The sequence below is a fragment of the Collinsella sp. AF36-3AT genome, assembly GCF_003475205.1.
GTDB classification, from domain to species: domain Bacteria; phylum Actinomycetota; class Coriobacteriia; order Coriobacteriales; family Coriobacteriaceae; genus Collinsella; species Collinsella aerofaciens_AF.
This window is the reverse complement of sequence record NZ_QROZ01000003.1, coordinates 108,177-133,023: the sequence shown is the minus strand read 5'-3', so window position 1 is coordinate 133,023 and position 24,847 is coordinate 108,177. Positions and strand designations below refer to the sequence as shown.

Genomic DNA, 24,847 nt, shown 5'->3' with positions numbered 1-24,847 from the left:
CAAGAAAGCACTCATTGAGCATTCATCAAGATTTTGAAAATCATGTCTGAAAGTATAGTCAATCCGTCCTTATTCCGGTTGTACCTAAATACCCTCCTATGACTAACATCAAAAGGCAGCTTAGGAACATCACCTTGGTGTATAAAAACGGTCTGCTTACCCATTCCAATCGCATAGCCCGCTTCGAACATAACGTTTGAATTCAGGCCAGTAATGTCTGCAATTACCGAAGAGCTAGACGCAATCAGTTTAAATATGTCTTCCGTAATATCGGTAGGCGTCAATATCTCATCTGCGCGTTTACATATCTTGCCCGCCCTCTTAGAGCCTTCGATCAACGCCGAATATACAGGATCTATTGAAGGGTCGTCGGTGAATGGCATCATGACGGCAATTAAATTTGGATCATGAGCACTAGACCTTTCAGATCCGACCGTCAAGGGGGAGTTATCAAGAAAATTTAAAAACAGACGAAAAGGGTCGCCTTCACAAAGTCTCCAATGAGTACGTTTGTTTTGCCAGCAGTTCTCGTCAAGTAGACCAAGATTCAACAATGCCTGCGATGGAAACCGTAGAATAGGCTTGGAGATCACGGGGTTGATAGACGGGGTATCCATATATCCAAGTGTGGCCACGGCACCCATATCATCCGACTCAAATTCGCGCGTCATAACAGTAGGAAGCTGAGCGAGGGCATTAAAGTCAAAACCAGTGCCAGTCCTATAGGCGCTCGTCAACTGCTCAGGAGTTCCCTCGAACATCCTAGAAGTCAACATGGGCTGTGTCTCATTGGCACGTACAATTAAGTTGAACAGCATTTACAAAACACCTCATATACAGACAAAGCTATAACGCCTGAAAATAACAACCGTTACAATTTTAACCCGTCTGAAAGCAACGCAATTGAATCCGACAAGCAGCTAAATCTTGCCCGTAGTGGTAAGGTGCCAATACCGCTTGCCCAGAGCCGTCAGTTCACAAGACTTGGACTCCATAGCAGCATGATACATATGCTCCGACTCCACAGAACGGACAAGGCGAATACCCTCCAACTGCTGAAGGATCTTGAACGTCCCCAAATTATCCTCAGTCGTATAGGGCTCCACAATTCGATGCTCTTCCCAATCAGGAATGTTGGTAGGCTCAAAAGATGGATCCAAGGGCAGTTTAGCACCGGGCGCGTCAAACAAAAATGGCAGCTGTCCCAACACGCCATCGGGAACCTGGGGAACGTCTTTCCTCAGCGAAATAAAAGAATTCACATTAGTCCTAAACACAGGCAGCTGGTCCCATGGCCCGAGAGACTCATCAATAAACGTGCAGACCCCACCAAGAGTAACATGCTCTATCAGGTCTGCCGCGCCGCCATTTAGCGCATCTACAAGAAGCGATGTGAATGTCCCGCGCCCGTTAAACTCCTCCGTACATTCGCTAGGACAGCATGCACTCAAAAATTGATAAACCCTCACTGAGCTTTGAGGAAGTCCCGTCCAGTGCGCTAGGAGCCCCCAAATACCCAGAACAACAACTATCGAGAAGAAATACACGAGTCTTGGCCTTAGAGTAATTTGCTATCGTTAGGATTTCATCAAAAGAAAGCCTAACGATAGGATCGGGTAGTATCGAGAAAGTTGGTGTAGCGCCCGATCCGAAGCGAGTCGGCCCGGCGCCCAAAAAACTGGAATACGGTTGATATCCTGTACTGCTTCGATCCTGTCCGCAAGCTCGAGGCCGGATTCGATCATCTTCCCGGCCTCGACCTCCAACCGCGCCCAGTCGACAGTCCCGTCGACCCCGCGCGTGCGGGCCTCGTCGCAGAGCTCACTCATCTTTGCCTCCGAGCAGTATCTGGACTCCTGCCATATCTCGTCCTGCTCGCACATGACCGCACCGGCCAGCCGCGCCAGCGATGCCGCCGAGGGGAAGGGCTGCATCATCCTCGACCCGCACTTTATCTTGCGGTTCGCCCGCTCCTGGACGTTATTAGCGCGCAGGTGCCTCCGGGGCAACGGCGGGAGGTCGTAGTATGTCAGGGCGTCCGGCTCACCCTCCTCGAGGATCGCCGCCACCCTCGGGCAGCACCCTTCCATCACGCGCCTCCAGCGCGGCGGCACTCGACGTAGATCGCGTCCGTTTGCGCCAATCTAAAACCAACCACTTTCGCAAATGCAGCTCACCGAATGCGCCAACGCGCTTTCGCCAATCCCGTTAACGCACTTTCACCAACTTCTTAAACGGAACTATGCTCCGATCGGATATCCGACCTAAGGGGAGCAGGATATGGAGCGAAACATAATGGGAAAGTTCAACGTCTACAGTGGATCCAGCGCCGGCCGAACTTCAGTGAGATCGTGAGACGGCGCGAGATAGCAACATATCGCGCATAGCAAATAAGCACAGAACTGAACGCCTGGGCAAGCACGCCTCGCCCACCCCGCGCTCCCCTCCCCAACCTTTCCCAGAAAGTTCGCTGATGTTGACTGGTGTTCCCGTAAATAAACCCAACAAAATATGTGCGGAGTGCTGGCACGCCGCACGCACGAACCCGATATGAGACGAAAATAAACCCAACAAAATATGTGCGGAGTGCTGGCCTGGAGCTGCCTTCGGACCCTATTGGCTGCTCACCGAGAGGCTCCGCTATGAAACGACCCCTTTACTACCCGCTCTGGGCGATCGCGTGCACGTCCATGAACGGCGCGACGATGTCCATGGCGGCCATCGCAGAAGCCATGCAGCCTCGGGCAACAGCACGCGCAACAACCGAGCAACAGCCGAGCAGCAGGCGCAAGCCGTAAACAACACAAACTGACCTACCAATTGCCGATATGAACGATTTCGCCCCCGTCGGCGTTTATGCACGGAGACAGATTCTGCAATTTTGTCCATTATCTAATTGATTCAACAGTGGAATGAAGCCTGTAACAAAGACCAATTTCGGAAATATGCGGCAAATTGGAAGCATGATGGGCAAGCGTCATCAACCTCATATATATTTGACGAAAAAATCGTCAAATACTATTCTTTTGTTGACTGCCTCTTTTATGCAAGGCAGCTGATCACCTAGGAGACGCCATGCTTATCAGATTTTCATTTAAGAACTTTAGGTCAGTAGGCGAAGACCCGATAACGTTGGACATGGTATCGACCTCTAAAATTCAGCGCTTTAAAAATCATATTTGCGCAACTCCGCAAAATGCTCGCGTTTTACGGAATGCCGTTATCTACGGTGGCAATGCCTCCGGAAAGAGCACGATTTTTACCGCGCTCCTCTTTATGAGGCATGTTGTTTTAAGCGGCGCACTTCCTCAAGGGGCCCAGGTCGAGTATTGCAAATGCGGTTCTGGCCTTAAAGAACAGGAGTCGGTTTTCGATATTCAGCTCTATAAAAATGGCCGCGCGTTCGACTATGGCTTTAGCTGCAATTTAGCTCAACTAACAATCGTTTCGGAGTGGCTTTACGAGCTCGGCGACAAATCAAATTTGTTATTTGAAAGAATCGGTTCGGATTCCGTTAACTGTCGAGGTCTCGAACAAGGCGCATCCGATGTTGATAAAACCAGGCTTAATGTTTATCGCGAAGATTTCCTCCATCGTGTCCGCGAAAGCATAGGGTCTGAGCTATTTTTATCGGCGCTTGCTAATGGTAGAAACTATTTAGAGGGATCTACCTTGGCGGCTTTACCGGATGTTTTTTCTTGGTTTAATTTGAATTTTTCGGCTATCGGAGCCAACCAAAGCCCTGCATCTTCTGAGTTTTACGGACACGGAGCCAATTTGGACAAGGTTGCCAACGTACTGGCCTCCTTTGATACGGGCATCAGCAGCCTCCGTAAACAAGAAATAGGGATGGACGAACTTGAAAAGTATGTTCCTTCGGAAGTGTTGCTTTCTGTAAAACGCTTCATGACCGACAACATCCCCTCTGGCCCGAAGGCCGAGTCGAACGTAACGTTTCGCAGCGACGACGCATTTCTGAGCATTGAAAGCAAGGGAGCGTCCGAGCCTCGTGCCACGGTGCTGAAGCTGCGGCACGAAGGCTCCATCCTTGACTTCGATTTTAGGGAGGAATCGGACGGAACCAAGCGATTGTTCGATTTTATGGACATCTTATTTACAAGCAGTAAAGACAAGTTGTTCCTGGTTGACGAGCTTAATCGCAGCTTTCATCCCATGCTTACCCAGCAACTTGTCTTACTGTTTAACCGTGTCCATGCGCAAGACGACTGCCAGCTGATATTTACAACCCATGAAAACACGATCATGAGTTTCGATTATTTCAGGCGTGATGAGATCTGGTTTGTCGAACGTGACCGTCATGGCTATTCGAGCCTGTTCCCGCTTGATAAGTTTGCAGACAACGGGGCAAGATCCGATGCCCGCGTCAATAAGCAATACCTTGAGGGTCGCTATGGCGGCGTCCCGGTTTTATCAACAGGAAGGGCTCTAGATGCGCTCGGTTTGATTGGGGAACCAAATGCCACCGCTTAACTCTCTTGACACTTGGTCCAGTAGAACCGAATGGAAAGTCGAAAAGCCAAAATCAAAGTGCTTTCTCATTGGAGAAGGAGCCAATACCGAATATTGGCACTTCGACTCACTTGCAACACGTTTAGCCAAAGAGGGTAAACCGGAACTAATTGAACTAAAGCCGGTCGAAAGAACCGAAGGAGAGAAAAACCAATCCTCACCCAAGAAGCTGTTGGAGCACGCGATTGCCGTTATGAATGGCCAGGTTAATGGGAGCGACTTCATTAAAGGTTCCGATCGCGTTGTTGTTGTTTTTGACGTTGATGTTTTTAAGAACAATCCAGATGGGTACGCGACGCTGCTAAAGGATTTCCGCAGAGAGAGAATTGAAGTCGCCGTGACGTATCCAAGCTTTGAGCTTTACTTGATGCTGCATAAGCCCGGCGCACTTGAGACAACTATTTTGCCCCATAAAAATGATATTGTGGAAAATGGTCACGCTCCGGGTAGTCGACGTAGATATATTGAGAAGCTTGCTAGCGATGAACTTGGAATGAATCTAAAAACCAATCATCACGTTGGTGACCTTGCTTCAAATTTTGAAACAGCACTGGTCGCAGAGACGAGGCTCAATCAAAACCCCGATCTTGCTGTCGGTCGTTTGACCTCTAATGTCGCAAAGACCATTCAGGGTGTTATTGACGACGGGGCCATCGATAAATAACAGCCGCCATGTCAATTCGCCGACTAACCGTATTAGTTGCTGGCGCCGTCTCCTATGGCGCCAGCCCACCAGTCCACCACCCCTCCCCAACAATCCCCAGAAAGTTCGCTGATGTTGACTGGGGTTCCCGTAAAATAATCCCCAACAAAATATGTGCGGAGTGCTGGCCTGGAGCTGCCTTCGGACCCTATTGGCTGCTCACCGAGAGGCTCCGCTATGAAACGACCCCTTTACTACCTGCTCTGCGCGATCGCGTGCACGTCCATGGTCGGCGCGACGTTGCCTATGCCAGCCATTGCGGAGGCGATTCAGCCTCAAGAAACCGCCGAGCAGCAGGCGCAAGCCGACGCCACGAGCAGCGACACAGGCAAGGCCGAAGACGGCACCAACGCAAATGCGACAGCAGATACCGTAGAGGACGGCACCGCAACATCCACCGGCGCCAGCGCAGTCAACACGGAAAGCGCTGGCGGCACCCCCACCGCCAACGCCACAGACACCGCCGCGCCCGGCACCGCCGCCGCAACCGGCACCCCCGCCCCATCCCTCCGCGCCCAAGCCACCCCCACGCCCGAGGCCATCTCCGCCACGGCACAAACCGGCTACGCCCACTCCGCCACCGCAACCCAAAACGGCGTCACCTTCACCGTCTCGCGGAACGACGCCCCCGCGGGCACCGCGACGACCTTCCACGTAACCCAGGCCAACGGCTCGTCCCAGGCCAAAGCGCGCATGGACGTGCCCACCTATTGGGACGGCGGCAGCCAGGAAAGCGTCTGCGACCCGTCGCGCCAGGCATGGGCCAGCTACTACAGCCTTCGGGCCCGCGCTCGCGATCGGGCCCAAAGAATCCACGTGGGACCACAATTCACTTGCATGGAGCTAGCGAAGGTGCCTATCCCAAATCAGAAATGGTAAAACCAGCAGCAGCGCGATGCAGAGGGGCGCGGCCAGCAGAGTGACCACGCCCGAGTTGATGCGCTCGCGAATTTCTTGGGGGCTCAAGAGATGAGCTCGTTCACGCGCTTTTGCACAGACGCATAGAGGCTTCCGAGCTTCTTTGAATAGCCGGCGCGCCCCTGCTATGCGTCATACACGTTGCAATTGCCCCTACCTAGAAAGTGTATGGCACTTCGGTCAATCGCCGTTACGCTTTGGCCTACCTAGAACCGCAATCACGACGTTAACAAACACAAGCGCTGTTCCCAGCAGGAATAGCGCCAGGGAGGCGGCGATCCAGTTGCCGTCGGCGGTCTTGGGGAGCGTGACGGTGGAGACGCCAGCAGTCTTGGCCTTGGATGGCGTGGACGCCATGGTCTTGGTCACGGTCGTTTTGGTTGTCGTGATTGTCTTGGGCGTCGCAGCCGCGGGCTTTAGGACGGGATCCGTCGCGGACCCGGCACCGGGCCGCTCAACGGCAGGACCGGCACCGCCGGCCGGCTCGCCCGCGCCGCCGGGCACCTCGCGCCCGTCGGTCTCCCCCGCCGGAGGCGTGGCGACATCGGGCTCAACCACCACATGCGGTGCCACCGCACCGGAGGCATCCACCACGCTACCCGCACCAAAGACCCCACCAGCAGGCGTCACAAACCGCGCAGACACAAGCGACCCGCCCAGGCACGCAACGCCGCCGTCGGCACCGGTCGCATCGAGCCACGAGGCATCGACGGAAAGCCGACAGCCGGCCGCGCCAGCGCCAAGGCCCGCATCCTGCAGATACACGCCGTAGGCGCGCACGCCCGCTCCGGACCCGGCGCCCGCGGCAACGATGCGCCCGCCGCCGCGCACGGCCATGTCGCCTGCGATCACGCCGGCGAACGCCTCGTCCGTAATATCGGCCCCGTCCGCCCGGACATCGACGGTGCAGCCGTCCACCACGAGCGCCTGCGAAACGTGGATCCCGCACTGCGAGCCCGTCGCCGTCAGGGTCCCGGTGCCGCGAAGCGTCAGGTTGCCCCACACCTCCATACCGCACAGCGTGATGTCCGCATCGGGCGCATGCGACTCCGTCACGGAGTTTTGCCCGGCAAGCGTCAGCACCAGGTCGCCCTCGGCGCCGATGGCCCCACCCGCGTAGCCGTCAAGCTCCAGGTGGTCGGCATCGGTCCAGGCCCAGCCGGGGCCCGACGCGCCCGGCTCGCAGTACGTCGCGCCCGCGATGATGAGGCTCTCCGCGCCCGCGGCATAAGAAGGCCCGCCCAGCAAAACGCATAGGCAGGCCATGGCAGCGATCGCGATGTGATGACGGCTGGTGTGGGACTCGGCGGCAAACATACCCGCTCCGATCTTCGCAGGAGCCAATAGAATGTGCACCAGAAAATGCCCTGGTAGCAGCAGTTATTAGTTTAGCGAGATCGATGCGGGGGCAAAGATAAATCGCGTGGGTAATGTCGACAATTAGGTGTGAATCGTTTTGCCAGTCGGTGAAAGGAGGAATGCAGGGTTATGCGTTAAGACGCGCTATCTTTGACACTCACGTTGCATATAGCTTCTGGGAATCTACTACCCGTTCCAGTTTGCTTCACCTTCCGCTCGCATCAGAGCGCGCCAAAGCTCACTGAGTCGCTAACTCGCTGTAATTAGCGAAGACGATCCCCATTACAGTCTGAAATAGGCCATCGATAAATTTCGATGGCGAGCATTCGGCGCATTGCCTACGATACGGGCAAGCCCCGAGGGGCCGCCGATCGGGCGCCTCCGGATGGCCGTCTGCCCCTGCCCCGTAGAGGGCCCGGGGGGTGTTGCCACCGGGGGCGCTCGCCGCTCCGGACGACTGATAGGAAACTGCCGGGCGCAAGCGCCACGGCCAGGTAATGTGGGTGTCGCGGGGAGGGGTTCCGATCGGCCTACCGATTGGAGGATACCACCGTGGCACCAATTAGAATGCCGGAAGCCGTCATCGGGCTCGATGTCGGGAAATCGTCCCACTGGGCATGCGTCGCGACTCGAGATGGCGAGGTGCTGTTGAGCACCCCCGTCGCGAACAGGGAGGACGACCTGGACTCGCTGTTCGGCCGCTTCCCCGATGCGCTCGTGGTCGTCGACCAGTCGCGCAACATAGGCGCCCTCGCGCTCGCCCGCGCCAGGGCGGCCGGGATGTCGGCGGCGTACCTGCCGGGACTCGCGGCGCACGGGGCCGCCAGGCTCTTCGCCGGCGACGCCAAGACCGACGAGCGAGACGCGATGGTCATCGCGAAGACGGCGCTTGGCATCCCCGACGCGCTCCTGCCGGTCGGAGACCCGGGTCCGACGATTGCGGCGGCGAGGGCGCTGGCCGCCCAGAGGAACTTCCTGACCTGCGAGAACACTAGGAATAAGAACCGGCTGCGCAGCATCCTGCTGGAATCGTGCCCCGCCTTCGAGGCACTGGTCGACCTGTCCGACGGGCCCCAGCTGAGGCTCATGGCATCCCTCGGCGGGGCCTGGTCGGTAGCCGACGCCGGGCCCCGCAGGGCGGCGGCGCTCACGCGTGGGGCGGCGCGCGGTAAGATCGAGGCCCTCGTCCGCTCGACAACCTCCTCGACAAGGCCGGATGCGTCGGTCGTCGCCGCCGAGGACCGGGCGGTGAAACTGCTCGCGCGCAGGATATCCGAGAACTCGGCGGAGATCGAGGCGATCACGGCGGAGATCTCCGCCCTGCTCGAGGGCGACGATACCTACCGATGCCTCCTGACGGTGCCGGGCATCGGGCCCAAAACCGCTTCCGAGCTTGCGATCTCCATCGACATCGAAGACTTCCCCAGTCACGACAGGCTCGCGTCGTACTGCGGCCTGGCGCCGCGCAACCGCCAGTCGGGAACCTCGATCTCCTCGGTGACGGCATCGCGCCAAGGCAACAAGAGGCTGAAGAACCTGCTCATATTCTCATGTAACTGCCTTACCCGGACAGAGGGGAGATGGGGCGACTACTACACCAGGTGCCGGGAGCGGGGCATGTCGCACGGCAAGGCGCTCAAGGCGCTGGCGCGAAAGAGACTGAAGGTCATCTACGCGGTCATGCGAGACAGGGTGCCTTACGCAGCCTAGCCGAAACGCACCGAGCAGACTGAAGCCCACCGGCCTAATGGCTTGGCGTCAGCATGCCGCGATTCGGTCGCACGGAGAGCATTTCCCAGTTGACAAAACTATAGGAACACCCCCCTCTATCCTGGATAAGACATGTAAAACCGATTTTATTATTCAGACCCTGTTGTTTATATATTCGTCTGTTGCCCCATCTCGAGAAATGATTTTGCATGGGTGCCCAATCACAATCGAATGGCTTGGTACGTCGCAGTTAACATAAGTGTTCGGTGCAACGAGAACGTCGTTGCCTAAACGAACGCCACCAACAATAGTTGAGTTGACACCAAGCCAAACGCAATCGCCAAGAACAGGCGCACCTTTTCGTTTGCCGCGGTTTTCCCGACCAAATGTCACACCTTTGTGCATATTGCAGTTGCGACCGATAACGGCATTCGGGTTTACCGTAATGCCAAAAGCGTGACCCAGATACAAGCCTTCGCCAATCGAGGTGGCAGGCGCGATCTCGAGACCATATTTGCAAGCCATCCTCTTTCGAAAAAGATGCCATAAAGGATTGTGCGAATTCTGGCACTTTCGAAGTAGCCAAACAAACCTCAAAGCATGGTTTGAGAGAATAGACCCCTCCCCAAAGCGAATACGGTCACTGCTGTATACATTCGACATTGCTATCACCCAGCTAATTCCCGTAGAACTCGCGATACCACTTCGCGAATTCACGAAGACCGTCCTCGAGCGGCGTTGCGGGTTTGTAACCAAAATCGCGCTCCAAGGCGCCAGTATCCGCATAGGTTACAGGCACGTCACCAGGCTGCATAGGAACGAGCTGCTTATGCGCCTCGAAATCGTAATCGGCGGGGAGCACGCCCTCCTCAACCAGCACACGCTGCAGCGTATCAACGAAGATCAGCAAGTTCTCGGGATTCGAATTGCCGATGTTATACACGCGATGAGCGGCCATTGGCAAACCATCAACACCGATCTTGACCTCAGGAGCGCCGTCCATGACCCTGCGCACGCCCTCCACAATATCGTCCACGTACGTAAAGTCGCGCTTACAATCGCCCATGTTGAAAATCTTAATCGTATCGCCACGACGCAACTTCTCGGTGAAGCCGAAGTATGCCATGTCGGGCCTTCCCATGGGCCCATACACCGTAAAGAAGCGCAGGCCCGTGGCTGGGATGGAGTAAAGCTTGGAGTAGGCCGCGGCCATTAGCTCGTTGGACTTCTTTGTGGCGGCGTACAGGCTCACCGGAGAGTCTACACGGTCGTCCTCCGAGAAAGGCACTTTCTCGTTGCCGCCGTAGACGGAGGAAGAGCTCGCGTAGACAAGATGCTTCACCGGGTGGCGCCTGCAAGCCTCCAATATATTGAAGAACCCTACCAGGTTGCTGTCTATGTAGGCCTTGGGGTTCTCGATGGAGTATCGCACACCGGCCTGGGCGGCCAAGTTCACCACAACGTCGAAGCCGTTCTCAGCGAACAGGCGCTCTATCAACGCGGCATCGCACAGGTCGCCGCGCACGAAGGCGAAACGCCCCGCCTTGTCCACCTCCGCCAGCATTCGCAGGCGAGCCTCCTTGATGCCAGGGTCGTAGTAGCTGTTCACGTTGTCCAGACCGATGATCGCGTCGTCGGTGGTTTCGAGCAGCCGCTTCACCAGAAACGCCCCGATGAAGCCGGCGGCGCCAGTGACGAGGACTTTTCTATCCTGCATATATACCCCACTCTTTCGTTTTAAGGAAGTCCTGAGATGGAACTCCCAACAAGTTAATTACAGACCTCAAAACGTTTTAAAGCCGCCGCCCTTGACCAGCTTCAGCAGCACCCTCCTACTCTTGGGCAAAGCAAAGCAAATCGCGAAATAGACAACGACGCACCCTACAATGTCCAACCCGACGCCAAGCCAGTTGCTAGATGCGAGTCCATACGTCACCCATGCAAATGCGCACATCATCGATGTGCAGAAAATGGGCTCCTTGAGCGACAACATAGTGCGCCCAAACGAAAGGCCAACAACGAAATATGTGACCACTTGGTTGATAGCAATCAAAAGGATTCTCAATCCCGCATCAGCCCACACGACGGCATCGAACCCTTGCATAGCCGCCACGGTCATAAGCGGCGTCATCAACACGAGGTACATCACCTGCACAAGCGTAGACACGCGCGGTTTACCAAGAGAGCGATACATCTCGCTGCTGTAGTATGAGAGCAGCACCATCGGCCCCTGCACCAGCCCATACAACCCGAACATGAGCGTCGCCTCGCCCCACTGATCGCCGAGCAACAGGGCCACCAAAGGCTCGCGGAATACGAAGATACCCGCAGACAACGGCAACAGGAACAATGCCACCATGAACTGGAAGCGTCGCAGATAAGCAACGTATTCTTCCCGATCAAACTGAAGGCGCGAAAGTGACGAGAACAAGATGGGCGTCGTAGCGTTCGTGATAATCCCGAAGCACCCGCTCACAAAGGTGACTGGCGTCTTGTAATATCCCAACTCAGCCGCACCCAGGAAATGCCCCACGATAAAGGTGCCCGCCCAAGAGGAAAGCCATATGGTGAACGACTCCAAAAGCGTCCATCCGCTGAATGAGAACATAGCCTTCAGCATGTTGAAGGAGTAGAAAAAACGCGGCTTCCACTCAGACAGCAGAGTCAGCCCCACTGCATTTACAATATTCGCCGCCAAAGTGCCAACGATAAGTGACCAGTAACCAAATCCCATAAACGCCAGTACAAGCGTCGAGCCGAAGTTAAGTAAGGTCGACGTCAGTCTCACCGGCATAAGCGACTTGAAATCGAGATTACGGTGGAACAACGCCATCTGAATGCTCGAAAACGACGTCAACGGGAGAGAGAGGCAGGCCACGGCCAAGGGAAAGCCCAGCGACGGATTGCCCACGAAGGTGGCCACCGGATCGTTGAATATGGCAATGAGACACCACAGGACCACCGATATGCCGAAGTTCGTCCAAAAGGCCACGTTAGCGTTGGCATGCAGGTCTTTTTTGTCTCGGAAGCTGTGTTGCACCAGGTACTTCTGGAACCCGGCGTCCGCGAACATGTCGGCAAAGCTCACTACCATGGTGACGGTCGCCACCATGCCAAACGCCTCTGGCGCCAGCAGCCTCGCTAAGACGAGCTGCGAGATAGGCGAGATGATTTTGGCGATAATCTCGGTTGCCAGAGACCACTTTGCCGCGCTTGCCGACCTCGCCCGGAGGTCTTTTGTGTCGGACATACTAAACCTCCATGAAGAAACGCCGGAGCGCGCTTACTGGCTGATTATCCATGCGCACGCACTGAATGCAGCTTTCGTTTGCCATCATTCCTCGTTTTCACGTTGGGGCAAAGAAACCATTTGCCCCAACGTCCTCTCCGCCTCAGCGGGGCTGAAAGGCGTAAACCCGCCCCACGGGTAGAAAGTCAGCTCGCCGACGAGAACGCGCCCCTTGCAGATGAAGAGGTCGACCCTCAAGAAAGGTACACCGTCACTCAGTTTCCTTGATAGCTCGAGCATCTCGCTGAGCTGCTCCGGGGCAGGGATCGTCTCTTCGGAACTCGCGTATCCCATCGCCAAAGGCAGCAGATTCCACTCAGTGTCGTAGAAATCGTTGTACCTCTTCTCAGAATCGTTCTTGTCCCCGTGGCAATAAGAAATCAGCCGGGGTTCCCCGTCAAAGCAGAAGAAGTCGAACTCGTCGATGCCTTCCCAGTTATCGTCTTCATCACGGGCATTATCGCCCTCGCTCTCCAAGAACTCCTCGGCGAACACGACGGGCTTCACGTTCTTGTAAGGCCATTCCCTGCACCCGTAAAAATAATTCTGCTTCAAATGACCCCGAAAAAAGTCCTTGGCACTGTTGAGATCGAAGTGTCCCTTGTCAGTGCAGATGAGCACGCCGCCGCAGTCGTGATTCGTTTTGAGTACGAACTTCTCCGGTAGCCCACTCACATCGATGTCATCAGCGGAATTCCAGGCGCCCAACGTCTTGACCACGTGCTCGGAGCCCACACGCGAGGCAATGAGGTCCTTAGCGCGGTACTTGTCGACCATGGTCGTGTACGCAGGGTTGTGATCGTTAAGCTTCAGCCACTGCATCTTCTCAGTGAAGGTCACCGGCGAGTCTATGCTAGGCCACATGCCCAACTTGGCGCGATGCATCAATCGAAGGTGCGTCCTGTCGGAAACCCATTTCGTTAGACCCTTCGACGTAAAGGCACAGTAGGCCATCCACGGGTCACTTAGGTATTTTTTAATTTTGCTTTCCATATATACAATTTCCTTAAGTCCGAGCTTAAACAAAGCGTTTTACTTTTTAATTCTCTGCGCTACACATGGAACAAGCCCTGGGCGTATGCAAACCACCAACGTAGACTTTGCTCGTATATGCCCGAAACGGTTTCGGGCACTATTTACCCCATCCAGACGAACGAATAAGACTCGATACCAAGCCCGGTATGAAGCAGATAGGCATAAAAGGCGTAGAAAAGGAACCAGACAACTAGAAAACAGCCAAGACAAAAACGGGCTTTTATTTTCCGAGCGTCCTTCACGAAGCCTCCGAAAATCACGGGGCCTAATACGGTGAAGTAATAGGCTATGCGGCCGGCGTTGGCAATCACATAAGAGGACGCCGAAGCCAAAATGCCTAAAGCGTAAAACACGAGCGGCATCCGGTTGGCTTTGAGCCGCGACGTTCCGTCGCTCTCAACCGGGGCAACATTCGCAGTTTCGCGGCTGACGAAATATGCGATCGCGAGGACGGTCGCCTGCGCAAAAACCATCAACCCGATGCTCGATTCGTTCACGGAGTAACGCGCATACCGGTCGACGAGCTTAGAGCCCGCATAAGCTGCCAGGAACAGCAGGGCAACCGATGCAAGCATCTTCGCGGCGAACTGCGATCGGCTCTTGCTTTTGTTGGAAAATAGGTAGTAGATGAGGAATAGGACCCCTATCAGGGCGGACGCGTGCAAAAGAGCGCCAACAGCCCACCAAGCGCAAAAAAGCAACGGCTTATTCTGTTCTAAAAACCTGGTTGCGTAGAAAACCAGCGAGACTGCAATCATCTGGCACGTCAGACACATAGACAGCGGGAACACCGTTGCCGTATAGACGAACATCGCAAACGAGAGCGATGCCGTTCGTCTAAAATCCCAAAGCCTGAAAGCAAAAAAGGCGTTGGTGATCAGCGACTCGACGACGAGCAAGAACGAGTAATTGTTACAGATATGGAGCACCGCACTTGTGAAGACACCGTACGGAACGCTGAACGTATGGTTCCACATCGTGGTCCCATACGCGTAGAAGTACTCGATTCCCTCTTTATAACCCAGGGTATCCTGCCCAACCGCATACGACCTCAAGCCCCCGACGGCGGTAAGAAGAACCACGGCAGCGACCAGCCCAGCCTTACTTTTGCCGTTTTCCGACATGCGCGCAAGCGCCGCTGAAAGCAAAACGACAAGAAAGTAGAAAAGCGATGTTTCGATAAAGTTCATCCGAATACCAGCCTCACGAAACCGGGAAGCTCCGAATTGATTTCATAGCCCGAGCCTTTCAAATCCCTCGCACTGGCGCTTGACCCTATGCGATCCGCGGAGAGCGCGGCGTCGGCCCATTCGTCCAGAGCGTCGCCCAGACTTTTGTAAACGACGTTCTCGCAAATGCCAACCTCCCGCGTGATGGAGTCGCTAATCACGCAAGGGAGTCCGTTTGCCTGCGCCTCGACGACGACGTTCGGCAGGCCTTCGTAGACAGAGGGGAAGATGAAGACGTCCATAGCCGAATAGAGACGGCGGACATCGCTCCTAACCCCGGCAAACACCACCCTATCGGTCAATCCGAGCTCGGCAACGCGCCTCTCAACGGCCGTGCGTGTCTCGCCTTTGCCGACGAGAATGAGGACGGCGTCTGGCCTTCTCCGGGCGATTTCAGCAAAAACATCGACAAGGAAGAGGTGGTTCTTCTGCTCACTGAACCTCCCGACGTGCCCGACGACATAGGACTCGGCAGGAACGCCCAGTTCGCGCTTAACATCGTCCCGTGTCGAAGCGTCATAGGCGTAGTCCTCGAGGTTGAGCGCGTTCTTCATGAGATGGAAACGCGGCCCCGATACCCCCGCCTTGCCGAACATGTAGACGCCCGCCTCGGTAGACGGGGCGGCGAAGTCGGTCGCCGCAACCCTGACAAGGGGCTTGAAAAGATTGTGCAGCAGGGTCTCCTTTTTGCTGTTCGAAACTGTACCCGTGTTGCTTGACCTGAATATGGTTCTGGACACGCCTCCGAATCTCATGGCGAGCAAATCAAGACAGGAAAGACTGTGCTGAGACGACCTGACAGCACAGCAATAACCGCCGTCCCGGGCTATCTGCATGAGCCGCTTGAACGAAGCGACCGGCCCGGCCTCGGTCTTCTTGACTGTGTGCACAATTCTGCCGCCCATCGACTCGATTTCGGCGTCGTAAAAGCCCGGCACGTCGGACGACACACAGAAGTCGAGCTGATAGCGCGACTTGTCCAAAGCCCGGTAATACTTCATGAATACCGTCTCGGCCCCGCCGGTGTCCATCGAGGTCACGATATAGAGGGCCTTCTTCATTGGACGATCACCGCATCGGATTTCTCGATCAGCTTCTGCAGCGCCTTTTTAGCAATCGCCTTCCTGCGGTTGGCCGGAGATTCCTGATAGCGCTCGTATACCTCGGCCTTCACCGCGAACCTTGCGTCGCCTGAAAGATCCGCCATTGCGCGGAGCTGCGCTATATGTAGATGATGGTAGGCGGGAGAGGCGATACGCTTTTCCATGTCGTAATAAGACCAGAAGCCGGCGTCGTAGTCATCCAAATGGCAAGCCAACGTCTCCGCAGAGTGCTTGAATGGCCCGGCGAAGCGCGCGTCGACCAACGATGCGTCATAGAGACCGAAAAGGCTAAACACCCAACCGTTCATGACACTGCGCCTGGGGCGTTGAGGGTACTCCTCCAGGAACAGTTCTCCCCCGTCATGCGACGACACGCCGCCATTGTCCATGTCGATAAGCATGAACTCGGCAGCTTTCAGCGCCGCAACTCTATAGCACTCGTCCCCGAAAGCCGCATGGGCCCTCAGCAGCATCGAGCACCCCTCGCCTTGGGCCATCGAGGAGACGGAGTACTTAGCGCTGCCTATCGGACCAAATGCGTCCCAAGAGCCGTCATCCCGCTGGGCGCCGATCGCCCAATCCGAGCATACCCTTAGTGCGTCGAGAAAGCGCTCAACTTCATCCGACCTGAGAATGCTCAAGTCGTAACAGCCCAAACCGTATTGGAAAATGGCGATGGGGAAATGCACCCGCGCCCCACCGGCGATGACGCTAACAGGGACACCGCCCTCGTCGAGCAGAGTACTGCCAGTGACCTTGCCGGTCAAATCGTTGTAGTACCCGGACAACTGTCCGACATTATAGGCCCTGCCCATGCTCTGCTCTACGGCCACAGCCGTCTTGCCAGTGAGCATTTTGCTCCACCTTTTGAGCATGGTCATCTTCTGCGCAATCTGGCCCATCATTCACCTTCGTTTCTGTAATCGACTCCGAGCGAGCGCACAAGCCCCTCCACGTTGGCCTCCAAACGGAAGTCCCTCTCCCAAACGGCCCTTGCAGCGCGCCTCATAGAAGACCCTTCGGCCTTGCCCAAAAAGACGAATCGCTTTATGGCCGCGGCGACATCTTCCGGTCCACAGTCGCTAGGTAGGAGAAAGCCGTTGACGCCATCGCTTACTATCTCGTGGGTTCCGCCAACGTCCGTGGCGATGACGGGAATGCCGAATCCGCAGGCCTCCATGATCGAAAGCGGCAGGCCCTCGCTTGACGAGACGTTCACGAAGACGTCGAAATGCTTCGCTGCGTACTCCCCCAAAAGCGCGTCGTTCGGCAAAGCCCCCGCGAACTTCGCGGTGGAGTGCGTCAGCAACGAGCAGGCGGCCCTCGCCTCCTCGAGCTGTGGGCCGTCGCCGTAATGGGTCCATTCGACGCGAAGCCCTTCGGCATCAAGAAGGGTGACAGCCTTAGCAAGAAGAGGCACGCGCTTAACGTCGACAATACGCGAGCACGAGACGACCCGCAACGGGCAGGTCAACGGCTCGCCGGACTTGTCTGGCATCTCCCGCGTTCCGAGATAGGAGGTCGTCACCTTGCCCTCATGGCCCGGCCAGTTCGCGTTTATGTATTCCTCCCCGTCTTTCGAGCAGGGAAGCACTCCGGAAAGCTTGGATAGGAGGTATCCCCGGAAGGGCAAATAATGCACATCGGTACGATCTGCATACAGATCGTACCCATGTGCACGCGCAACGGCGCGTGCACATGGGTACGTGCCGGTCAGCCAAGCAGCGACCAAAGCGGTGTCGTAAAGCCAAAAGCTGTATATGTGCGTGGGCTCAAAGCCAAAGCGGACCAGTTCCTCCGCAAGCACGTCCGCCTTTGCCTTCGCCCTCGCGGCAAAGTAGCCCCGAAACACGCGCTTTCCGATTCCATGAACGGATTCTGTGGCATAGGCCTCACGAACGTCCGCACCGCCCAAAAGGGGAAACGCGATCCCTTTGACTGCAAGCAAAGCCTTGTCCTTGGAGGTATTACCGCAACCCAAGGCCAGGGGCGTCACATTGCCCGGCAGCGCGCAGGTGGGCGCGTCACCCGGCTGCGCCTCGGTCCCCACGGCGAGCACCTCGTCGAAATAGGTCGAAAGAACGCCTATCTCGTTCTCGAGATAGGACTCAGCGGCGACCTCGCCGCGGTTAAAGGGGAACCTCCTCGTCAGAAGGAGCAGCCGTCTCTTTTTTTTATCAGCAGTAATCGCCACAAATACTAATCCCTCTTGAATAGGTCGCGGGTATACACCTTGCCGGCAACATCGGCCAGATCGTCGCTCCACCGGTTGGCAATGATCACGTCGCACTCGGCCTTGAACTTCTCAAGGTCATGCGTCACCTCGGAACCGAAGAATTCCGGCGCGTCCAGCGTTGGCTCGTAGACAACGACCGGCACTCCCTTGGCCTTCACGCGCTTCATAACGCCCTGGATGGAACTGGCGCGGAAATTGTCGGAGTTCGACTTCATGGTCAGGCGGTACACGCCCGCCACGGGCTTCTCCTTGCCTTCGTATACCTTGTCCCACAGCAGTTGCAGTACCTCGTCTGCAATGTAGTCCTTGCGAGTGCGGTTGGCATCGACGATGGCCTCGATAAGGTTCTGAGGCACGTCCTTATAGTTGGCCAGCAACTGCTTGGTGTCCTTGGGCAGGCAGTAGCCGCCGTAGCCGAAGGAGGGGTTGTTGTAGTGGGAGCCAATGCGGGGCTCTAGGCACACGCCATCGATGACGTCCTTGGTGTTGAGTCCCCTCATCTCGCAGTAAGTGTCCAGCTCATTGAAGTACGCCACGCGAAGTGCCAGGTAGGTGTTGGCGAACAGCTTCACGGCCTCCGCCTCGGTGGTACCAAGAACGAGCTGCGGGATGCCCGTCGTGCCATCAGGGTTGGTGCGCTCAAGCTCGGCGGGGCCGACGCCTTGGGCGAGCAGCCCAGCAAACGTCTTTGCGGCCTTCACAGCTTCCTCGTCGTCCTTGGGCGCGCCCACAACGATGCGGCTAGGGTGCAAATTATCGTAGAGCGCCTTGCTCTCTCGAAGGAACTCGGGGCTGAAGATGATGCGGCTGTCGCCAAGCGTCTCGCGAAGCGACGAAGTGTAACCCACAGGGATGGTCGACTTGATGACAATCCAGGCCGTCGGGTTCACCGAGCGGATTGCCGAAATTGCGGCTTCAACAGACGAGGTGTCGAAAAAGTTGCGGTCCGAGTCGTAGTTCGTTGGCGTGGCCACGATGGCGAAATCCGCGCCTGTATAGGCCTCGGCGACGTCCACGGTTGCATGCAGGTCGAGCTTCCTCGTGCCCGCCTTAGCCTCGGCCAGGAAGAGCTCAATCTCGTCGTCCTGGATGGGCGACTGAAAAGCGTTAATCTTCTCTACCTTCTCGGAGACGATGTCGAGCGCGCGCACCTCGTTGTGCTGCGAGAGCAGAACGGCCAACGAGAGCCCCACATAGCCGGTGCCGGCGACTGCTATCTTCATTTTTTCGGACATATCATTCAACCTTTCGTTAAGAGCAGGCACACATATGAAATAGTTAGGATTTCGCCTTGCCGAAGAACTTCAGCGCCTCAGAGACGCAGGCGGCGGGCGATGAGGCAATGGCCTTTAAGGCGTAAATCACAGCCTGGCCTGGCTGGTTGCTGCGCTTCATAGCGAAGGCGAGCACGGCGTTGTGGCGAAATTCGATGTAGCGCACATCCTTCTTGCTGAGGCGCGGGTAGTAGCCGCGCACCACCTCGTGCCTTGCGACCTCGCCGTTTACCTTGTTCTTGCCAAGCGAGAGCCTCTCGCCGGAATGGAGGTACTGCCTCACGTGCACCTCGGGCATGTAGCCCATGTGGGCGCCAGCCTCTATGCAGCGCAGCATCAGCCACCAGTCTTGGCCGGTCGCCACCTCGCCGAAACCCTCAGTGCGGTCGAACAGGTCGCGCCTGAGCATATAGATGGCCGTTGGGCTTATCGGCGTTAGGAGGTGCGCGCGCAGCAGACCCTCGGTGGAGAAGTCCTCGCAATGGTCGAGCCTGCGGTGCTCCACAAGCCGGCCACGTTCGTCATACCACGAGACATCCTGCCAGCTCATGTCGAGGGAGTTTTCCTGCATGAAGGCGACCTGGGTGGACACCTTGTCAGGCAGGAACTCGTCGTCATCGTCGAGGAACGTGAGGTACTCGCCCGTCGCCTGGCGGCAGGCGTAGTTGCGCGCCGCCCCGCCGCCGGTCTGGCCGGAGGTGTGCAGCAGCCTAAAGTGCGGAAGGCTCGCGGCATAGGGGGCGACCGCCGCGTCGGTCTCGGCGCTTTCCGGCCACTCCGGCCGATTGTCGCTCACTACAATCAGTTCGATGTTCTCCGCGCCGTAGTCCTGCGCGGCGATTGAGTCCAGGGCCACGCGAATCCTGTCAGAGCGCTTGTAGGTCGGCACCACGATCGAGACGAGGGGTTTGTCAGCACTCATGCGCTACCTCCCCGTCTTCTTCTTGCCGAACATGACGCCAAAGGTCTTGAAGAAGACCTTCCAGTCTGCCTTGAGGCTGGCACCCTTCGCGTAGGCAAGCTCGAACTCCTGGCGCAGGCCGTTCTCGAAGGTCGCGAGGTTGCGCGGGCCCGACTGCCAGGCACCGGTAATGCCCTGCGGGACGGCAAGCACCTGCACCTGTTGCTCGTGCGTAAAGTTCCCGAGCTCCTCGTAGGTGATGGCGCGAGGGCCGATGACGGAGAGCTGGCCCGCGAGCACGTTGAAGAACTGGGGCAGCTCGTCCAGGGAAGTCTTGCGCAGGACGCGGCCTAGCTTGGTGATGCGGGGATCGTTTGTGACCTTCCGCTCGCGGTGCCACTCCTCGATCTGCTCGGGGCTGAGGTACTTCTCCACGTCGTTGGCGTCGGCGACCATGGAGCGGAACTTGAGCACGCGGATGGGGCGACCGAAGCGCCCAGCCCGCTCGTGCGCATAGATGGGAGCACCCTTGGTGTCGGCCGCAATGAACGCGCAAAGAACCGTGCCAGGGATAAGAGCCACGACGCAGACGCACGCACTGAACGCGATGTCGAACGTGCGCTTCACGAAGCGGTAGCCAAGCGATCGCGTGTCGAGCGCACGGGACTCTGCAGCGAACTCGGGCGAGCCCGGGAGGCTCACCGCACCCGTGTTTGCAGCGGAGCCGACCCCAGCACCCGCCGTGCCCTTGCGCCGGTCCATGGCCCGAGCAATGAGCGTCGCCCCCACGGGCGCATTATTCTCTGTTACTTCTTTAGCAGTCACAATAAAACTTTCGTTCCTGTCCCCAGGAACCCCCCCCCCCCAAATCCACAAATTCAAAAACCAAATAAATTGCCGGTGCAACGTATCCCTTACGTTTTGCTGGGAACGTCCAGCGGAAGCAGCTCCCTAAAAGCGGAGACGCCTTCGCCCACGTCCACCAGGCACCAGCGCTTATGACGGTCGACCTTTTTAACGCGGGCCTCTTGCCCCACAAGTGGACCCTGCTCTATGTGCAGCACGCCATCTTCTATGCGCGCCACGCTGTTGCGCACCACTCCGTCGTCGTCCAGCACGCTGCGGTACCACTCCTGCGCATCGTCCGGCATAGGCGCATAGGCCCGCTCCCTGCTGCCGGCAATGCGGCAGCCAAAGCTCAGTTGAGCCAAAGCCCTATCGAGCGCTGCGGCATCGTGCGTGGCGACGAAGAAATATTCCTTGTACATGGGTTTGGTTTGGAGCGACCAGGCGCCGTCCCGCTTAAACCAGAACTCCTTTTGCATCACAAAAGCGTCCTGCATCAGATCGTGCGGGATAATACGGCGGACCTTTTCGCAGGTCTCGCGCTCTTTACCGTTGGGGGTGTGGACCAGATACCAGCGGACGCGGCCATGCTGGCTGTTGGTAGTTGCGCCGTTGAATGCGCCCGGCAGTTGCTCTTGGCGCCGCGTTGTCTGCTCCATCTCTCGCCCCCTTTTCTGGCTTTGCGACGCACGCAAATACCGGGGCGTTTAGAACATCTTCTCGCTCGCAGCTAGGCGCAGTCGCAAAAGTACAGGTTTTTGTATCTTTCGACACGAGCCATTATACAAGTTAATTCGGACTGTTTTCCCAGATTGCACAAATTGCGGCGCGAAAGGACACATCTCCATAGCCCTCTACAAAAACCTGTACCTTTTTGCACAACAAAAAAGGCGCTCTACCAGCGGCTTTTTCTCGTTTTGGCATTAAAAAAGGCGACCGCCCTTTGTGGACGGTCGCCTTTCGTTGTTTCTGTTGGGTTGCCTTAGGCGCGGGTTTTAATCTCCTCGAGTACCTTGGCAACAAACTCGTCAACGCTCATCTGAACGGTCTCGTTGGAGCGATCGCGGACGGAGATGTTGCCGGCCTCGACCTCCTTCTCGCCCAGGATAAGCATGTAGGGCACGCGGTCGATGCTGCGGGCCTCGCGGATCTTGTAGCCAATCTTCTCGTCACGGTCGTCGCAGACCACGCGGATGCCGGCCTCCTCCAGCTTGGCGCACACCTCGTGGGCATAGTCGCGGCTCTTCTCGGAAACCGGAAGCGCCTTGACCTGCACGGGGGCCAGCCAGGTGGGGAACTTGCCAGCAAAGTGCTCAATCAGAATACCGATGAAGCGCTCGATGGAGCCAAAGCACACGCGGTGCAGCATGATGGGGCGCTTCTTGGTGCCGTCGGCGTCTACGTACTCCAGGTCAAAGTTGAGCGGCATCTGGAAGTCGAGCTGGACGGTACCGCACTGCCAAGTGCGGCCGAGCGAGTCCTCCAGGTGGAAGTCGATCTTGGGGCCGTAGAAGGCGCCGTCGCCCTCGTTGACCTCATAGTCCATATGCAGCTGCTCCAGAGCGGTGCGCAGGCCCTCCTCGGCGCGCGCCCAGTCCTCGTCGGAACCCATGGAGTCCTCGGGGCGGGTAGAAAGCTCAACGTGGTACTTAAAGCCAAACTTTTGGTACACGGAGTCGATGAGGTTGACCACGCCCACGATCTCGTCGGTCAGCTGGTCGGGACGCACAAACAGGTGAGCGTCGTCCTGGTTAAAGCAGCGCACGCGGAACAGGCCGTGCAGGGCGCCGCGCAGCTCGTGGCGGTGCACCAGGCCAATCTCGCCGGCGCGAATGGGCAGCTCGCGATAGGAATGCGGCTTGGAGGCGTACACCAGCACGCCGCCCGGGCAGTTCATGGGCTTAATGCAGTACTCTTCGTCGTCGATGACGGTGGAGTACATGTTGTCCTTGTAGTGGTCCCAGTGACCCGAGGTCTTCCACAGCTGCTTGTTCATGATGAGCGGCGTGGAGATCTCCACGTAGCCGGCCTTGTGGTGGATCTCGCGCCAGTAGTCCAGCAGCGCGTTCTTAAGGATCATGCCGTTGGGCAGGAAGAACGGGAAGCCGGGGGCCTCGTCGCGCATCATAAAGAGGTCCATCTCGCGACCGATCTTGCGGTGGTCGCGCTTCCTGGCCTCCTCCAGCATGTGCATGTGCTCGTCGAGCTCTTCCTTGGTGGCAAAGGCGACGCCGTTGATGCGGGTGAGCATCTTGTTGTCCTTGTCGCCCTTCCAGTAGGCGCCCGAGACGCCGGTGAGCTTAAAGGCCTTGAGGGCCTTGGTGTAGCAGATGTGGGGGCCGACGCACATGTCGATGTAGTCGCCCTGCTGGTAGAAGGTAATGCGGGCGTCGTCGTCCAGGTCGCCGATGTGCTCGACCTTGTACTTCTCGCCGCGCTCCTCCATAAGGGCGATGGCCTCGGCGCGGGGCTTCTCGTACACGGAGAACTTGAGGTTCTCCTTGACAATCTTTTTCATCTCGGCCTCGATCGCGGGGAAATCGTCCTCGCTGATCTTGACGCCCTCGGGCAGGTCGACGTCGTAATAGAAGCCGTTGTCGGTCGCGGGACCGTAGGCAAAGTCGGCCTCGGGATAGAGGCGCTTGATGGCCTGCGCCATGATGTGCGCGGCGGAGTGGCGGATGACGTGCGTGACCTCGTCCTGCGGGAGCTCGGCCACCGAACCGTCATTGTAGAGTGCCTTCATGGGTATGTTTTCTCCTCTCGGATGCCTGATGCAAGTGCGTGCGATGCGCTCGGCGTTTTTGACTTGCATCATTATAGGCAGGTTGCCTTGGTATACAAGCGCCCGCCGCACCTTAATGGCACGGCGGGCGATTTTCTACGCATGCTTCATCGTGTGGGGCGGGGTGCGCGTGTGGCTTGCGCGGGACGCGCGCTGCCCGTGGCTTGCGGCCGGCCCGGCGATGGATGCGTTACTGGATGCGAGTTCGGCAGTAGGGGCAGACCTTCCAGTGCGCATCGAGCGGGCGATGGCAGCTGGGGCAGACGTTTCGAACCTGGGTGTCGCACACCGGGCAGACGACGAAGTCCTTCTCGATGGGCGCGCCGCACTGCGGGCAGGTGCCGTACTGGGCAAGCTGACGCTCGCGCAGGGCCATGTCCAGCTCCTGCTCCTCGCGGTCGGCCGCGTAGGAGTGCGGGCGCAAGACCAGGTAGGCGATGAGGCCCACAAACGGGATGAGGGCGATGATGCCCCATGCCACGTAGGCGCTGGCGCCGCGGCGGCGAGCGTCGATGAACACATAGACGACCGACAGCACATACAGGGCGATGATAAAGCCAACGAAGGCATAGACGACGCCCATAAGCTGCGGCGACATGAGCTCGGAGATGTACTTGGACATTACGGGTACCTTTCGGGATATTTACAGTCCGGTCAAGTTTACCACGGGGTTTGTTTATATGGGACCACGGCTAGGGGCGGGGCTGGTGCGGACACAAACATCTCAATCTGTAACAGGTGGGAGCGGAATCTGGTCCTAGATGTTACAGATTTAGACGAGCGGGTGCGCCGTCAGACTAACATCTCAATCTGTAACATCTGGAACCCAAATCCTCGTCTAACTGTTACAGATCGAGACGAACGGTTGCCGTAGTTGTCGGCGGACGAGATTGTCGACGTTGCCGAGTCTCCCCTCGCCTGCCGTTGGC

General features: G+C 57.2%; 22 protein-coding genes. 4 read left to right on the top strand and 18 right to left on the bottom strand.

Features of this window, described 5'->3' with window-relative positions:
* Window positions 1-11: 11 nt before the first annotated feature.
* The 3 genes from DW003_RS04400 to DW003_RS04390 all read right to left on the bottom strand — a co-directional run bounded on the left by DW003_RS04400 (window position 12) and on the right by DW003_RS04390 (window position 2,069).
* Window positions 12-818 carry a hypothetical protein gene (locus DW003_RS04400; protein WP_118387758.1) on the bottom strand — a complete coding sequence of 269 codons (807 nt, stop codon included), beginning with the start codon at window positions 816-818 and terminating at the stop codon, window positions 12-14.
* A gap of 102 nt (window positions 819-920) precedes the next feature.
* Window positions 921-1,262: a hypothetical protein gene (locus DW003_RS09860; protein WP_147352179.1), complete on the bottom strand. Its 342-nt coding sequence runs from the start codon at window positions 1,260-1,262 to the stop codon at window positions 921-923.
* Window positions 1,263-1,577: 315 nt separating this feature from the next.
* A complete protein-coding gene (locus tag DW003_RS04390; RefSeq protein WP_233545503.1) occupies window positions 1,578-2,069 on the bottom strand; it encodes a transposase in 492 nt (163 codons plus the stop codon).
* 1,006 nt (window positions 2,070-3,075) lie between these two features.
* On the opposite strand from DW003_RS04390, the gene DW003_RS04385 reads away from it, so the two are divergent.
* The 3 genes from DW003_RS04385 (at window position 3,076) to DW003_RS04375 (ending at window position 6,112) form a co-directional block, all read left to right on the top strand.
* Window positions 3,076-4,491, top strand: coding sequence for an ATP/GTP-binding protein (locus DW003_RS04385; RefSeq protein ID WP_118387754.1), 1,416 nt, complete (start codon window positions 3,076-3,078; stop codon window positions 4,489-4,491).
* The gene (locus DW003_RS04380) at window positions 4,478-5,194 is read left to right on the top strand and encodes an RloB domain-containing protein (protein ID WP_118387753.1); all 717 of its coding nucleotides are present in this window, start codon (window positions 4,478-4,480) and stop codon (window positions 5,192-5,194) included. The genes DW003_RS04385 and DW003_RS04380 overlap by 14 nt, the downstream gene beginning before the upstream one ends.
* Window positions 5,195-5,410: 216 nt before the next feature.
* A complete protein-coding gene (locus DW003_RS04375) occupies window positions 5,411-6,112 on the top strand; it encodes a hypothetical protein (RefSeq protein WP_118387751.1) in 702 nt (233 codons plus the stop codon).
* Window positions 6,113-6,331: 219 nt separating this feature from the next.
* On the opposite strand, the gene DW003_RS04370 is transcribed toward DW003_RS04375, so the two are convergent.
* Window positions 6,332-7,468, bottom strand: coding sequence for a hypothetical protein (locus DW003_RS04370; protein WP_118387749.1), 1,137 nt, complete (start codon window positions 7,466-7,468; stop codon window positions 6,332-6,334).
* A gap of 594 nt (window positions 7,469-8,062) precedes the next feature.
* On the opposite strand from DW003_RS04370, the gene DW003_RS04365 reads away from it, so the two are divergent.
* Window positions 8,063-9,220 (top strand): IS110 family transposase, encoded by a 1,158-nt coding sequence (locus DW003_RS04365; RefSeq protein ID WP_231500848.1) that lies wholly within the window; start codon window positions 8,063-8,065, stop codon window positions 9,218-9,220.
* A gap of 153 nt (window positions 9,221-9,373) precedes the next feature.
* On the opposite strand, the gene DW003_RS04360 is transcribed toward DW003_RS04365, so the two are convergent.
* From DW003_RS04360 to DW003_RS04295, 14 genes are all read right to left on the bottom strand, one after another.
* Window positions 9,374-9,745, bottom strand: a complete 372-nt coding sequence (locus DW003_RS04360; RefSeq protein WP_118387747.1) for a serine acetyltransferase — start codon at window positions 9,743-9,745, stop codon at window positions 9,374-9,376.
* Between the two features lie 151 nt (window positions 9,746-9,896).
* Entirely contained in the window at window positions 9,897-10,937 is a 1,041-nt protein-coding gene (locus DW003_RS04355; protein WP_117638206.1) for an NAD-dependent epimerase/dehydratase family protein, read from the bottom strand.
* Between the two features lie 66 nt (window positions 10,938-11,003).
* A complete protein-coding gene (locus DW003_RS04350; RefSeq protein ID WP_117564572.1) occupies window positions 11,004-12,470 on the bottom strand; it encodes a lipopolysaccharide biosynthesis protein in 1,467 nt (488 codons plus the stop codon).
* 84 nt (window positions 12,471-12,554) lie between these two features.
* The gene (locus DW003_RS04345; protein ID WP_117564573.1) at window positions 12,555-13,502 is read right to left on the bottom strand and encodes an ATP-grasp fold amidoligase family protein; all 948 of its coding nucleotides are present in this window, start codon (window positions 13,500-13,502) and stop codon (window positions 12,555-12,557) included.
* Window positions 13,503-13,645: 143 nt separating this feature from the next.
* The gene (locus DW003_RS04340) at window positions 13,646-14,734 is read right to left on the bottom strand and encodes an EpsG family protein (protein ID WP_117638204.1); all 1,089 of its coding nucleotides are present in this window, start codon (window positions 14,732-14,734) and stop codon (window positions 13,646-13,648) included.
* Window positions 14,731-15,834: a glycosyltransferase family 1 protein gene (locus DW003_RS04335; protein ID WP_117564575.1), complete on the bottom strand. Its 1,104-nt coding sequence runs from the start codon at window positions 15,832-15,834 to the stop codon at window positions 14,731-14,733. The genes DW003_RS04340 and DW003_RS04335 overlap by 4 nt, the downstream gene beginning before the upstream one ends.
* The gene (locus DW003_RS04330) at window positions 15,831-16,778 is read right to left on the bottom strand and encodes a D-glucuronyl C5-epimerase family protein (protein WP_158571656.1); all 948 of its coding nucleotides are present in this window, start codon (window positions 16,776-16,778) and stop codon (window positions 15,831-15,833) included. The genes DW003_RS04335 and DW003_RS04330 overlap by 4 nt, the downstream gene beginning before the upstream one ends.
* Window positions 16,778-18,070: a glycosyltransferase gene (locus tag DW003_RS04325; RefSeq protein ID WP_117638202.1), complete on the bottom strand. Its 1,293-nt coding sequence runs from the start codon at window positions 18,068-18,070 to the stop codon at window positions 16,778-16,780. Before DW003_RS04325 ends, DW003_RS04330 begins: the two co-directional genes overlap by 1 nt.
* 5 nt (window positions 18,071-18,075) lie before the next feature.
* A complete protein-coding gene (locus tag DW003_RS04320) occupies window positions 18,076-19,347 on the bottom strand; it encodes a nucleotide sugar dehydrogenase (RefSeq protein WP_271807643.1) in 1,272 nt (423 codons plus the stop codon).
* A 43-nt stretch (window positions 19,348-19,390) separates the two neighbouring features.
* A complete protein-coding gene (locus DW003_RS04315) occupies window positions 19,391-20,308 on the bottom strand; it encodes a glycosyltransferase family 2 protein (RefSeq protein WP_117564578.1) in 918 nt (305 codons plus the stop codon).
* Between the two features lie 3 nt (window positions 20,309-20,311).
* Window positions 20,312-21,076 carry a sugar transferase gene (locus tag DW003_RS04310; protein WP_199665664.1) on the bottom strand — a complete coding sequence of 255 codons (765 nt, stop codon included), beginning with the start codon at window positions 21,074-21,076 and terminating at the stop codon, window positions 20,312-20,314.
* Between the two features lie 125 nt (window positions 21,077-21,201).
* A complete protein-coding gene (locus DW003_RS04305) occupies window positions 21,202-21,792 on the bottom strand; it encodes a hypothetical protein (protein ID WP_117847613.1) in 591 nt (196 codons plus the stop codon).
* A gap of 323 nt (window positions 21,793-22,115) precedes the next feature.
* Window positions 22,116-23,879 carry a threonine--tRNA ligase gene (gene thrS, locus DW003_RS04300; protein WP_117855028.1) on the bottom strand — a complete coding sequence of 588 codons (1,764 nt, stop codon included), beginning with the start codon at window positions 23,877-23,879 and terminating at the stop codon, window positions 22,116-22,118.
* 229 nt (window positions 23,880-24,108) lie between these two features.
* Complete coding sequence (locus tag DW003_RS04295; RefSeq protein WP_035138069.1) at window positions 24,109-24,540, bottom strand: zinc ribbon domain-containing protein; 432 nt, start codon at window positions 24,538-24,540, stop codon at window positions 24,109-24,111.
* Between the last annotated feature and the right edge of the window lie 307 nt (window positions 24,541-24,847).